We start from the raw sequence: 12596 nt of genomic DNA on the forward strand, positions 1-12596 counted from the left end.
GGTAGCGGCCGGCACGAAAGTGGCCGGCCTTCAGGGCGTGGTGGAAGATCTGTGCGGGAGCTTATTCAGCAGCGTCGGCGGCGCCCGCTGGCACCAGGATTTCACGGTTGCCGTTGGATTGCATGGTCGACACCAGTCCGCTCTGCTCCATCTGCTCCAGCAGGCGCGCGGCGCGGTTGTAGCCGATGCGCAGATGACGCTGCACCAGCGAGATCGAAGCCCGGCGATGCTTGAGGACCACGGCCACGGCCTGGTCGTACATCTCGTCGCCTTCGCCACCACCCGCACCGGTTGCGGCACCGCTGCCACCGCTACCACCACCGTCAGCGTCTTCCAGCACGCCTCCCTCTAGGATGCCCTCGATGTAATTCGGTTCCCCCTGGGATTTCAGGTGTTCCACCACCCGGTGCACTTCATCGTCGGAGACAAAGGCGCCGTGCACCCGCACCGGCAAGCCGGTGCCAGGCGGGTTGTAGAGCATGTCGCCCATGCCCAGCAGGGCCTCGGCGCCCATCTGGTCGAGGATGGTGCGAGAGTCGATCTTGGACGACACCTGGAAGGCGATGCGGGTCGGCACGTTGGCCTTGATCAGGCCGGTGATCACGTCCACCGAGGGCCGCTGGGTCGCCAGGATCAGGTGGATGCCGGCCGCGCGCGCCTTCTGGGCGATGCGGGCGATCAGTTCCTCGACCTTCTTGCCCACCACCATCATCAGGTCAGCCAGTTCGTCGATGATGATGACGATGGTTTCCAGCTGCTCCAGCGGTTCCGGTGCATCCGGAGTGAGGCTGAAGGGGTTGGGGATCTTCTCGCCACGCTTGTCGGCATCGACGATCTTCTGGTTGTAGCCGGCCAGGTTGCGCACGCCCAGCTTGGACATCTTCTTGTAGCGGCGCTCCATCTCTTCCACCGCCCAGTTCAGGGCGTGGCCGGCCTGGCGCATGTCTGTCACCACCGGCGCCAGCAGGTGCGGGATGCCTTCGTAGATCGACAATTCCAGCATCTTGGGGTCGATCAGGATCAGGCGCACCTGGCGCGGCGAAGACTTGTACAGCAGCGACAGGATGGTGGCGTTGATGCCCACCGACTTGCCCGAACCGGTGGTACCGGCCACCAGCAGGTGGGGCATCTTGGCCAGGTCGGCCACCACCGGGTTGCCGGCGATGTCCTTGCCCAGCGCCACGGTGAGGCTGGAATGGCTGTCGTTGTAGACCTTGGAGCCGAGGATTTCGGTCAGGCGCACAATCTGGCGCTTGGGATTGGGCAGTTCCAGGCCCATGTAATTCTTGCCCTGGATGACTTCCACCACGCGGATCGAGGTCAGCGAGAGCGAGCGCGCCAGGTCGCGCGCCAGATTGACGATCTGGCTACCCTTGACGCCGGTGGCCGGTTCGATCTCGTAGCGGGTGATCACCGGGCCGGGATAGGCGGCCACCACCTTGACCTCGACGCCGAAGTCGGAAAGCTTCTTCTCGATCAGCCGGCTGGTGAATTCCAGGGTTTCCACCGACACCGTCTGCTGCGACGGCGGCGCTTCATCCAGCAGCGACAGCGGCGGAAGTTCGCTGTTGAGGTCGTCGAACAGGCTGGTCTGCTTTTCCTTCTGCACCCGGTCCGACTTCTGCACTTCCACGATCTGCGGTTCGATGCGGATCGGTGGCGCCTCCACGATCTTGGCGCGCTCCTGGACTACGGTTTCCTCACGCTTGACGGCGGCTTCCTGGCCGGCGCGGCGGTCGGCACGGGCCGCAAAGAAATCGCGCACCCAGAACAGGCCATCCTCGATCAGGCCGCCGATGCGCTCCACCGCTGCCAGCCAGGACACCTGGAACAGCAGCGAGAACCCCAGCCCGAACAGCAGCAACAGCAGTAGCGTCGATCCGGTGAAGCCGAAGGTCGGCTGCATGCCGGCGCCAATCATCTCGCCCAGCACGCCGCCTGAGGAATGCGGCAGCATGGGAGTGAAACGATGCATGCGGGTGAACTCGATGCCCATGCTGCCGGTGAGCATGAAGACGAAGCCCACGGCCCGGATCAGCGGCTCCTGCTGGTGCTCCGGCTCGACCGGCTGCTCCATCAGGAAGCGATTGGACAGGCGGCGATAGCCGCTCCACACCGAACGCGCCACCAGCACGCACCACCACCAGGCCGACAGGCCAAAGATGTAGAGCATCAGGTCGGCCATCCAGGCGCCCACCCGGCCGCCCCAGTTACCCACGCGCGGCACCGAACTGGCCACCGACCAGCCAGGGTCGGTCTTGGAATAGCTCAGCAGGATCAGTACCAGGTAGACCAGCAAGGCCGCCAGCGCCAGCCAGCGTGCCTCCGATAGCAACCGCACCAGGCGACTGGGCATGGGAGGCGCCGGCGCCTTGGTATTGCGGATGTGGGCTTGACTCGTCTTCGACATAACTTCCGTGCAAAAAAAACCAGCCGTCATTGTAACGGCATTGAATTGGCGCTTCGCGGATTTGCGCCAGGCAGCACCGCCAACGGCTCACTGACCGGCTTTTGCCGCTATCGTTCTGCTTTCCTGATGCTCAATTGCTCGCTCGGGTGCTTTCCAGCGTTCTTTCCTGATCCTGATACTGCACTTCTGTTGCCGCGCCCGTGAATGAGCGAGACAGGCTGGGTGGACGCTGATGCGGTGCCCATCTGCATCCGACCCTCTGCCGACCTATTGCCGGGATAGCGTAATTCCATGAGCCTGGATGAGGGCTTGGACTATAATCTTACCCGTTTTGCAGCGCGGCAATCCGCAAACTTCGGTGCCCGCCAGCTGATCCGCTTGCCCTGCCCGACCCGCTGTCATGGCCGGTCGGGAATTGAAATCCCGGGAGTCGCCTCAAGTTGCAGAGGCGATCCCACAACATTTGATGAGTCACATATGAGCACGCCCAAACATGCCAAGGTCCTGATTCTCGGCTCCGGCCCCGCCGGTTACAGCGCCGCCGTCTATGCCGCGCGCGCCAACCTGAACCCGGTACTGATCACCGGCGTGGAACAGGGCGGCCAGCTGATGACCACCACCGACGTCGAGAACTGGCCCGGTGACCCGCTGGGCGTGCAAGGTCCGGAACTGATGCAGCGCCTGCTGCAGCACGCCGAACGCTTCAATACCGAGATCATTTTCGATCACATCCACACCACCAAGCTGTCCGAACGTCCCTTCCGCCTGATCGGCGACAGCGGTGAATACACCGCCGATGCCCTGATCATCGCCACCGGCGCCTCGGCCCAGTACCTCGGCCTGCCCTCCGAACAGGCCTTCATGGGCCGCGGTGTGTCGGCCTGCGCCACCTGCGACGGTTTCTTCTACCGTGGCCGCGAAGTGGCCGTGGTCGGTGGCGGCAATACGGCCGTGGAAGAGGCGCTGTACCTCTCCAACATCGCCAGCAAGGTCACCATCATCCATCGCCGCGATAAATTCCGCGCCGAGCCCATCCTGATCGACCGCCTGCTGCACAAGGTCACCGAGGGCAAGATCGCCATCCAATGGCATTCCACGCTGGACGAAGTGGTCGGCGACGACAGCGGCGTGACCGGTATCAAGATCAAGTCCACCCAGGACGGCGCCATCACCGAGATCCCGGTGCACGGCCTGTTCATCGCCATCGGCCACAAGCCCAATACTGGTATCTTCGACGGCCAGCTGGACATGCAGAACGGCTACCTCAAGACCCGCACCGGGACCGAAGGTTTCGCCACGGCAACCAGCATCGAAGGCGTGTTCGCCGCCGGCGACGTGCAGGACCACGTCTACCGCCAGGCCATCACCAGCGCCGGTACGGGTTGCATGGCGGCACTGGATGCCCAGCGCTACCTGGAAGGCCTGGAATAAAAAATGCTGCGCTGCGAGAACTCGCAGCACAACAAGGCATCAAAACGCCGGTGACGAGTGTTCGTCCCGGCGTTTTTTGTTTACATTAAGCTTATTCTAAAGACAACAAAGCGCCTGTCCCCTCTCTTCAACAAGGAAAGCACCGTGCCACGCTCATCTGCTGCCGTCACTACCGTGTTTGCCTCGCTGACCCTGGGCGCCTTGCTGGCCGCCTGCAGTGCCTCGCGCGAAAGTGCCGACGCCCCGTCCGGCCCCGGTCTGTGCGATGCCTCGCGTGCTGATCACCTGATCGGCGAGAATCTGAGCGGCTACCTGGAACGCCAGGCGCAAGCTGAATCGGGCGCCGCCGATGTGCGCGTGCTCAAGCCGGACGATGTGGCCACGATGGAGTTCAATCCACGTCGCCTCAATCTCTACATCGATCCGGGCAAGGTCATCATCAAGGTCGCCTGCGGCTGATGCCTGCGATCACGCTGTAGAGCGACTGCACTTCTGCTAAAGTTGCCAGTTCAGGGAAACGTAGGCTACAGGGTTGGGTGCTGTCATGGCGACAATGAAGGACTTCTCGGCGCTCAAGGGATTGCGCCGCGATCTGCAGGAGCAGGAAAAAGCGCGCGCGCTGGCCTTGGCCGAGCGCCAGCGCCAGGAAACGGCCGCCCGCGAGGAGGCCAATCTGTTCCGCCACAGCATCGGCCAGGTGGCGCCGCTGCATCAGCGGGCGGCCGACAAGGCCCTTCACCTGCCCGATCCCCCCTTACCCATTCCACGCCAGCACCTGGCCGATGAACAGGCGGCACTGCTGGAGTCGCTCTCCGACGAATTCACCATCGAAACCCTGATGGACAGCGACGAGAATCTCAGTTTCGCCCGCCCTGGCGTAGGTGCCGACGTGCTCGGCAAGCTGCGGCGCGGCAACTGGGTGATCCAGGCCCAGCTCGACCTGCACGGTTATCGTCGCGACCAGGCACGTGAAGCGCTGGGCGAGTTCCTGCGCCAGTCGCGCCGGCGCGGTCTGCGCTGCGTGCGCATCATCCACGGCAAGGGACTGGGTTCGGTCAACAAGGAGCCCGTGCTCAAGCACAAGGTACGCAACTGGCTCGCGCAAAAAGATGAAGTGATGGCCTTCTGCCAGGCCCGCGCCGCCGATGGCGGGGCCGGCGCGCTGGTGGTGCTGCTCAAGTCCAGCGAGCGCAGCTAGGCAAGTTCGTCGAGCATGGCCACGATGGCCTCGAAATGCGGGCGCGAGGCCGCATCCGCCGACAGGCAGGCCTGCCGCAATCCGGCCAGCACCGCCCTTGCCTTTTCATCGGCCGGCTGGCTGTACGCCAGCAACTCTTCCAGCAGACAACCGTAAGCCCGCACCTCCATGGCCTGCACGCCCCAGGCATAGGGCTGGTCGGTATCGTAGAACCAGGCCGCACCGAAGTCGCCCAGCAGTGCCGCGTCGGAACGATGCAGGATGTTGTGGGCATACAGGTCACCATGGACGATGCCCTGTGCATGCAGGTGCGCCGCCGCCGAAGCGATATCGCGGGCGATTGCCAGCGCCTGCGACCACGGCAGCACCATTGCTTCGGGATACACATCGCGGGTGCAGGAATGCAGGCTGGGCGGCCCGGCCAGGTTGGTATAGTCCGGGTCGATCAGCGGCATCACCAGCCCCGCCACCCCCTGCGGATACCCCTGCAGGCGGCCCAGCACAGGAATCAGCCCGCGATGCCGTCCGGCCATGATGCAGGCGGCCATTTCGCGTTCCGGCAGGCCATCGCTGGTGACGGCGCCCTTGAAGAGCTTGACCGCCACCGGCTGTGACGCACCGCCGACATGCCAGCGGGCGGCATGGATCACTCCGGAAGCGCCCTCGCCCAGCTTGTCCTGCAGCTGCAGATCGTCCCAGGCAATGTCCGCCACCTGCGCCAGGCCATCGGCCCGTTCTTCCACCGGCGCGCACCAGGGGTTGCCGGCCATGGCCAGCCAGCTCAGTCGCGGCAAGGTCAACAGCCAGTGCGGGAATTCTTCCAGCGCATTGGCGGCCAGGCGCAGCAGTTCCAGATTGCGGCAGGCCGCCAGTTCCGGCGGCAAGGCACGCAGGCGGTTACCGGCCAGCATCAGCTTCTGCAGAGGCCGGCAACGGCCGATGCTGGCCGGTAGCGCTTCGATGCGATTGTCGGTCAGCACCAGCCAGCGCAGCGAGGGCGGGAGGGAGTCGGCCGGCACCTCCACAATCTGGTTGGCCTTGAAACCGATCATCTCCAGCGACGGGCAACGGCCGAGGACAGCCGGCAATTCGGTGAACCGATTGTCGGAACAGAAGACGATGCGCAGCCGGGTCAGGCGTGGCAGGTCGTCCGGCAAGGCGCTGAGCTGGTTGCCGCTCAGATCGAGGATTTCCAGCGTATCGGCCAGGGTGAAAATCTCCGGCGGGAATTCACGCAGGCCGCAAGACAGCGAAAGCCTTGTCACGCCAGCCAGCGCGCCACTACGCAATTGTTCCAGGGTATGCATGCAAAAAAGCCTGATTCGATCAAAGCGCGCAGTGTACCAGCCAAGCTCCTTCCCAAGACTTCAGTTCAGAACAGATCAAGCTGATCATTCTTGGTCCGCTTGCCCTGCCCGCCCCGGGCCGGCGGCACCAGCAGCGGCCGCCGGAAACGGCTGGCATCCAGCGTGGTGAAGGCGCGGTTGCGATGGTCGATGCCCAGCCGGCGGCTGGCCTTGTCGAAGCGCTGCTGCAGAAGCTCGGCCCAGACACCGGTGCCACGCATGCGGGTGGCGAAATCGGCGTCGTAATCCTTGCCGCCCCGCATGTCCTGGATGCGGTTCATCACCCGTGCCGCCCGGTCCGGGAAGTGCGCCTGCAGCCACTGCCTGAACAAGGGGCTGACTTCCCATGGCAGGCGCAGCACGATATAGCCGGCCTGGCCGGCACCAGCCTCCACGGCAGCTTCCATGACCCGCTCCAGATCTGGCTCGGTGACGAAGGGAATCACCGGCGCAATCGATACGCTCACCGGAATACCGGCCTCGGCGAGCGTACGGATCACCCGCAGGCGCCGCGCCGGACTGGCCGCCCGAGGTTCCAGGGTGCGGGCGATGGCCGGGTCCAGCGTGGTGATGGTGACAGCGGCAATGGCCTGGCGCTTGGCTGCCATCGCCGCCAGCAGGTCGATGTCACGCTCGATCAGGGACGACTTGGTGATCAGGGCCACCGGGTTTTCGCAATCGTGCAGGATCTGCAGGATGCGGCGGGTCAACTGGCGCTCGCGCTCGATGGGCTGGTAGGCGTCGGTATTGATGCCCACCGTGATGGTGTCAGGCTGGTAGGACGGCCGGGCCAGCTCGCGCAGCAATAGCTCGGGGGCATTGGTCTTGGCCACCAGCCGGCTTTCGAAATCCAGGCCCGGCGAGAGGCCCAGGTAACTGTGCGAGGGTCGGGCAAAACAGTAGATGCAGCCGTGCTCGCAGCCGCGATAGGGATTCAGGGACAGCGAGAACGGCAAGTCGGGCGAGGCATTGCGGCTGATGATGGACTTGGCCGTCTCTTCCATGACGATGGTCTTCAGGCGCGGCGATTCGGCGTCCTGATCGCCATGATCGACAGTATTGGCCTGTTCTGTGCCGACGACCTCTTCGCCGGTCGTTGGGCCGTCACCGGCAAATTGCAGGGGCTGCCAGCCGTCATCGAACGCCTCTCGGTCCACCGATTCATAGCGCCCGCGCAGGTTGGTGACCGCGCCCCGGCCCTTTTGCGCCACCTGCTGGCGATGGATGAACGCGGCCGGCGTGAGGGTCGCATCGTCGGCCGACGACGATGGCGCCGGCTGGTCAGGAAACGGCCGGGCGATGCCCTGGGGAAATTTGGGGAAGGAAGCCATGTATAGCCGAATAATACTGTATATATTTACAGTATTTTGCCCACACTTCAGGTCTCCTGCAAACCCTGTTTCAATTTAGCCGGCTGCCACATTAATCGGGTATGCTTGTTCACCCCTAGCCTCTCGGAACATAAGAAATAGAACACCGGGCGGTCACGAAGATCGGGCATAAGGATCGCAAAGGTCCAAGGAGACAAGGATGCAATACCAGGCAAACCGGCCCGGCGCCGGTGCATTGCTGGGCGCGGCGCCCCTGGTGCAGGCCACGGCCGACGGCGAGCCGGACCTGCAGACCATTGCGCGCTCGCACCAGCGCAGCTCGTCCTACGGCATCGCCCGCGGCCAGCTGCCGGATCTGGAACAGCTCTCGCGCGCCGACCTGGCGCAGACACTGGAGGCCAGCCAGTCCCTGTCCGGCCACGCCCGCCCGGTGATGGAAACCCTCTACGACCAGATTCGCAACACCCACAGCATGGTGATCCTCTCGGACGCCGAAGGCACCATCATCCATACCCTGGGCGACCGCGATTTCCTGGCCAAGGCCGACCGCGTGGCGCTCGGCCCCGGCGGGCGCTGGTCGGAGCAGTTGCGCGGCACCAATGCCATCGGCACGGCGCTGTTCGAACAGAAACCGACCACGGTCCACGCCCAGCAGCACTACCTGGATGCCAACCGCTTCCTGACCTGCTCGGCGGCCCCTATCTTCGATCATCGCGGCAAGGTGCTGGGGGTGCTGGACGTGTCGGGCGAATGCGGCAGCTTCCACAAGCACACCATGGCCTTGGTGCGCATGTCGGCGCAGATGATAGAAAACCACCTGCTGGCCGGCAGTTTTCCCGATTGCATCACCCTGCACTTCCACAGCCGCGCCGAATTCGTGGGTACGCTGGTGGAGGGCATCGTCAGCTTCACGCCGGGCGGACGTTTCCTGGCGGCCAACCGCAGTGCCCAGTTCCAGCTGGGCCTGACGCTGGCGGCACTGCAGTCGCATACCTTCACCTCGCTGTTCGGGGTGCCGTTGTCGCTGTTGTTCGAGCAGCACCGCAAGGCCGCGCCCGGCCTGCTGGAACTGTGCCTGCACAATGGCATCCGCATCCACGGTCGCGCCGAGTTGCGGCTGCGCGACCAGCATTTCCAGAATGCCCGTGAAGCGGTCATCGAGGCGCCTGAACTTGGAGCGGCGTCAGCAGCGTCTGCACCAGCGTTGGCGCCGGTCAGCCACCCACCGGTCGTGCGCGGACCTGCAAACCTGCCCGACCTGCAGGCGCTGGAGACCGGCGACGCCCGCATGAGCGACATCATCGGCAAGCTGCGCCGGGTGATCGACCGCGCCATCCCGGTCTTGATCACCGGCGAGACCGGCACCGGCAAGGAGTGGCTGGCGCAGGCCATCCACCGCGCCAGCGCCTGTTCGCGCATGGCGCTGAGCCGAGGGCTGGTGGCGCCCTTCGTGGCGGTCAACTGCTCGGCCATTCCGGAAAACCTGATCGAAGCCGAACTGTTTGGTTATGAGGATGGCGCCTTCACCGGCGCCCGCCGCAAGGGCGCCATCGGCAAGATCGCGCAGGCCCAGGGGGGCACGCTGTTCCTGGATGAAATTGGCGACATGCCGTTGTCACTGCAAGGCCGCCTGTTGCGGGTACTGCAGGAGCGCGCCGTCACGCCGCTGGGCAGCCAGCGCGTGATCCCGGTGGATTTCGCGCTGGTCTGCGCCACCAACCAGCCGCTGCGCGAAATGACGGCGCGTCACGCCTTCCGCGAAGACCTGTACTACCGCATCAATGGCTTGCAGGTCAGGCTGCCCGCCCTGCGCGAACGCAGCGATCTGGATTGCCTGATCGAGCGCATCCTGCAGGAAGAAGGCGGCCCGCAGGCGCCGCGCTTCGATGCCCAGGCCCTGGCGCTGCTGCAGGCCAGCCACTGGCCGGGCAACCTGCGGCAATTGTCCAACCTGGTCCGCACCGCGCTGGCCATGGCCGAGGGCGAAGCAGCCATCGGCCTGCAGCACCTGCCGGACGACTTCCTGGAAGACGCTGACACCGCCTCGTCGCTGGCCAGCGCCGCTGACGAACCGGCCCGCCCACCACTGTCCATGCAGGACACGGAATGGGCCGCCATCGAACGCGCCCTGCGCAAGCATGACGGCAATGTCAGCGCGGCCGCCAAGGCGCTCGGGCTGTCGCGCAATACCCTGTACCGACGCTTCAAGTCACGCGGGCACTGAGCGGTTCCAGAGCGTCATATTCCTCATCGGAAAACAGCCGCGAGCGCGTCAGGAAGCGCTTGCCGCTGCCGTTCTCCAGCGAGAACATACCGCCGTTGCCATTGACGACATCAATGATCAGCTGTGTGTGCTTCCAGTACTCAAACTGGTCGGCGCCGATATAGAACGGCACGCCATCGATCTCCCCCAGGTACACATCGGTGTCGCCCAAGGTGAAGTCCCCTTCGGGGTAGCACATCGGCGCGCTGCCATCGCAACAGCCGCCGGACTGGAAAAAGATCAAGGCGCCATGGCGCGCCTTCAACTGACGCAGCAGTGCCACCGTGGCGTCGGTGGCGGTAACCCGGGGTAAGGTGCTCATCGGCACGCTCCTGGAAAGTCCACATAAAAAAGGCGCCGGCCGTGGGAGAACGGACCGGCGCCCAAGCTACCTTGCTGCAAGGAGCCAAGGAGTCAAACGAAGGATCGGAACCCGATCAGAAGAAGCCCAGCGCCTTGGGGCTGTAGCTGACCAGCAGGTTCTTGGTCTGCTGGTAGTGGTCCAGCATCATCTTGTGGTTTTCGCGGCCGATGCCGGACTGCTTGTAGCCACCGAAGGCCGCATGCGCCGGATACAGGTGATAGCAGTTGGTCCACACGCGCCCGGCCTGGATCTCGCGACCCATGCGGAAGGCACGGGTGCCATCACGGGTCCACAGGCCGGCACCCAGGCCGTACAGGGTATCGTTGGCGATGGCCAGGGCTTCTTCCTCATCCTTGAAGGTGGTCACCGAGACCACCGGGCCAAAGATCTCTTCCTGGAAGATGCGCATCTTGTTGTTGCCCTCGAACACCGTCGGCTTGACGTAGTAGCCCGAGGCCAGATCGCCGCCCAGTGCTTCGCGACCGCCGCCGGCCAGCACCTTGGCGCCTTCCTGCTTGCCGATGTCGATATAGGACAGGATCTTTTCCAGCTGCTCCTGCGAGGCCTGGGCACCGATCATGGTGCTCTTGTCCAGCGGGTTGCCTTGCTTGATCGCGGCCACGCGCTTCAAGGCACGTTCGATGAAGCGCTCGTAGATCGATTCCTGCACCAGCACGCGCGAGGGGCAGGTGCAGACTTCACCTTGGTTCAGCGCGAACATGGCAAAACCTTCCAGGGCCTTGTCGAAGAAATCGTCGTCCCGGTCCAGCACGTCGGCGAAGAAGATATTGGGCGACTTGCCGCCCAGCTCCAGGGTCACCGGAATCAGGTTCTGCGAAGCGTACTGCATGATCAGGCGGCCGGTGGTGGTCTCGCCGGTGAAGGCGATCTTGGCGATGCGCTTGTTGGAGGCCAGCGGCTTGCCGGCTTCCACGCCGAAGCCCTGCACGATGTTGAGCACGCCCGGCGGGATCAGGTCGGCGATCAGTTCGATCAGCACCATGATCGAGGCCGGGGTCTGTTCGGCCGGCTTCAACACCACGCAGTTGCCGGCAGCCAGGGCCGGGGCCAGTTTCCATACCGCCATCAGGATGGGGAAGTTCCAGGGAATGATCTGGCCTACCACGCCCAGCGGCTCGTGGAAGTGATAGGCGTAGGTGTCGTTGTCGATGGTGCCGATGCTGCCTTCCTGGGTGCGCACGGCGGCCGCGAAGTAGCGGAAATGGTCAATCGCCAGCGGGATGTCGGCGGCCATGGTTTCGCGGATGGGCTTGCCGTTGTCCAGGGTCTCGGCGGTGGCCAGCAGTTCCAGGTTGGCTTCCATGCGATCGGCGATCTTCAGCAGCAGGTTGGCACGATCGGTGGGCGAGGTCTTGCCCCAGCTCTTCTTGGCGGCGTGAGCGGCGTCCAGGGCCAGTTCCACGTCTTCGGCGCTGGAACGGGCCACTTCACAGAAGGCGCGTCCGATCACCGGGCTGATGTTCTCGAAGTATTCCCCCTTGACCGGCGGGACGAATTTGCCGCCGATGAAGTTGTCGTAACGCTGCTTGAAAGGGTCACGTACGCCGAGTTTGCTGATGTCTGCCAGGTTCATGTCGTCTCCGTTGGGGTTATGGTTGAAATCCCGCTCGCATCGATGGCCGCGGCGGACGTTCGACCTCCTGAGGGGCAAATCGCATGCCAGCCGCCAGACGCCCGTCCCAGGCGGCCCACCGGCCTGTACCACAAGTGTGCCGCTGTCACGCTGTGTCAGACTGGCGCAATCCGTCACGCCACGGCGCAACAGACTGCAACAGCTTTCCGGCTGCGACGGACGTAAAAAAACCGGCCAGCGGCCGGTTTCTGGGAGAGCCGATCCGGCTCAGACGGCATCGGGACCGGTCTCGCCGGTACGGATACGGATCACCTGTTCCACTTCCTGCACGAAGATCTTGCCATCGCCGATCTTGCCGGTGCGGGCGGCCTTGATGATGGCATCCACCGCCTGCTCCACCACCTTGTCATCGACCACGACCTCGATCTTGACCTTGGGCAGGAAATCGACCACGTATTCGGCACCGCGATACAGCTCGGTATGCCCCTTCTGACGACCGAAGCCCTTCACTTCGGTGACCGTCAGGCCCGTGACGCCGACTTCGGCGAGGGATTCACGCACCTCGTCCAGCTTGAACGGTTTGATGATGGCGGTCACTTGTTTCATGGCAATTCCTCTCTTGGTATGTCGTAAAGAAACGATCTGTTGCGATCTGTTGA

General features: G+C 64.1%; 10 protein-coding genes. 4 read left to right on the top strand and 6 right to left on the bottom strand.

Translation table 11 applies throughout. The features are described from left to right. Positions 1–61: 61 nt before the first annotated feature. Complete coding sequence (locus I5R65_RS03685; RefSeq protein ID WP_180668850.1) at positions 62–2410, bottom strand: DNA translocase FtsK; 2349 nt, start codon at positions 2408–2410, stop codon at positions 62–64. 477 nt (positions 2411–2887) lie between these two features. Here I5R65_RS03685 and trxB point away from each other — a divergent pair, with 477 nt between their 5' ends. The 3 genes from trxB to I5R65_RS03700 all read left to right on the top strand — a co-directional run bounded on the left by trxB (position 2888) and on the right by I5R65_RS03700 (position 5039). Further along, complete coding sequence (gene trxB, locus I5R65_RS03690; protein ID WP_180668851.1) at positions 2888–3841, top strand: thioredoxin-disulfide reductase; 954 nt, start codon at positions 2888–2890, stop codon at positions 3839–3841. A 144-nt stretch (positions 3842–3985) separates the two neighbouring features. Continuing rightward, on the top strand, positions 3986–4300 hold the full coding sequence (locus tag I5R65_RS03695; RefSeq protein WP_180668852.1) for an I78 family peptidase inhibitor: 315 nt from the start codon (positions 3986–3988) through the stop codon (positions 4298–4300). A gap of 85 nt (positions 4301–4385) precedes the next feature. Then, the gene (locus I5R65_RS03700) at positions 4386–5039 is read left to right on the top strand and encodes a Smr/MutS family protein (RefSeq protein ID WP_180668853.1); all 654 of its coding nucleotides are present in this window, start codon (positions 4386–4388) and stop codon (positions 5037–5039) included. On the opposite strand, the gene I5R65_RS03705 is transcribed toward I5R65_RS03700, so the two are convergent. Both I5R65_RS03705 and I5R65_RS03710 read right to left on the bottom strand, forming a co-directional pair. After that, a complete protein-coding gene (locus I5R65_RS03705; RefSeq protein ID WP_180668854.1) occupies positions 5036–6346 on the bottom strand; it encodes a leucine-rich repeat-containing protein kinase family protein in 1311 nt (436 codons plus the stop codon). The two genes, I5R65_RS03700 and I5R65_RS03705, sit on opposite strands and share 4 nt — an antisense overlap. Before the next feature lie 65 nt (positions 6347–6411). Continuing rightward, the gene (locus I5R65_RS03710) at positions 6412–7716 is read right to left on the bottom strand and encodes a PA0069 family radical SAM protein (protein WP_180668855.1); all 1305 of its coding nucleotides are present in this window, start codon (positions 7714–7716) and stop codon (positions 6412–6414) included. A 199-nt stretch (positions 7717–7915) separates the two neighbouring features. On the opposite strand from I5R65_RS03710, the gene I5R65_RS03715 reads away from it, so the two are divergent. Further along, positions 7916–9940, top strand: a complete 2025-nt coding sequence (locus I5R65_RS03715; protein ID WP_180668856.1) for a sigma-54-dependent Fis family transcriptional regulator — start codon at positions 7916–7918, stop codon at positions 9938–9940. On the opposite strand, the gene I5R65_RS03720 is transcribed toward I5R65_RS03715, so the two are convergent. From I5R65_RS03720 to I5R65_RS03730, 3 genes are all read right to left on the bottom strand, one after another. After that, the gene (locus I5R65_RS03720) at positions 9921–10301 is read right to left on the bottom strand and encodes a DUF779 domain-containing protein (protein ID WP_180668857.1); all 381 of its coding nucleotides are present in this window, start codon (positions 10299–10301) and stop codon (positions 9921–9923) included. The genes I5R65_RS03715 and I5R65_RS03720 overlap by 20 nt on opposite strands. 115 nt (positions 10302–10416) lie before the next feature. Next, entirely contained in the window at positions 10417–11937 is a 1521-nt protein-coding gene (adh, locus tag I5R65_RS03725; RefSeq protein ID WP_180668858.1) for an aldehyde dehydrogenase, read from the bottom strand. A 267-nt stretch (positions 11938–12204) separates the two neighbouring features. Beyond that, complete coding sequence (locus I5R65_RS03730; RefSeq protein ID WP_006463535.1) at positions 12205–12543, bottom strand: P-II family nitrogen regulator; 339 nt, start codon at positions 12541–12543, stop codon at positions 12205–12207. Positions 12544–12596: the final 53 nt, after the last annotated feature.

This window comes from Herbaspirillum sp. AP02 (assembly GCF_015767275.1).
Lineage (GTDB): Bacteria > Pseudomonadota > Gammaproteobacteria > Burkholderiales > Burkholderiaceae_D > Herbaspirillum.

What these genes read in the sequence shown, in the direction of transcription:
- I5R65_RS03685 (WP_180668850.1), bottom strand. Translation starts at nt 2,410, where the DNA reads ATGTCGAAGACGAGTCAAGCCCACATCCGCAATACCAAGGCGCCGGCG.
- I5R65_RS03710 (WP_180668855.1), bottom strand. Translation starts at nt 7,716, where the DNA reads ATGGCTTCCTTCCCCAAATTTCCCCAGGGCATCGCCCGGCCGTTTCCT.
- I5R65_RS03730 (WP_006463535.1), bottom strand. Translation starts at nt 12,543, where the DNA reads ATGAAACAAGTGACCGCCATCATCAAACCGTTCAAGCTGGACGAGGTG.
- I5R65_RS03715 (WP_180668856.1), top strand. Translation starts at nt 7,916, where the DNA reads ATGCAATACCAGGCAAACCGGCCCGGCGCCGGTGCATTGCTGGGCGCG.
- trxB (WP_180668851.1), top strand. Translation starts at nt 2,888, where the DNA reads ATGAGCACGCCCAAACATGCCAAGGTCCTGATTCTCGGCTCCGGCCCC.
- I5R65_RS03700 (WP_180668853.1), top strand. Translation starts at nt 4,386, where the DNA reads ATGGCGACAATGAAGGACTTCTCGGCGCTCAAGGGATTGCGCCGCGAT.
- I5R65_RS03720 (WP_180668857.1), bottom strand. Translation starts at nt 10,301, where the DNA reads ATGAGCACCTTACCCCGGGTTACCGCCACCGACGCCACGGTGGCACTG.
- I5R65_RS03705 (WP_180668854.1), bottom strand. Translation starts at nt 6,346, where the DNA reads ATGCATACCCTGGAACAATTGCGTAGTGGCGCGCTGGCTGGCGTGACA.
- adh (WP_180668858.1), bottom strand. Translation starts at nt 11,937, where the DNA reads ATGAACCTGGCAGACATCAGCAAACTCGGCGTACGTGACCCTTTCAAG.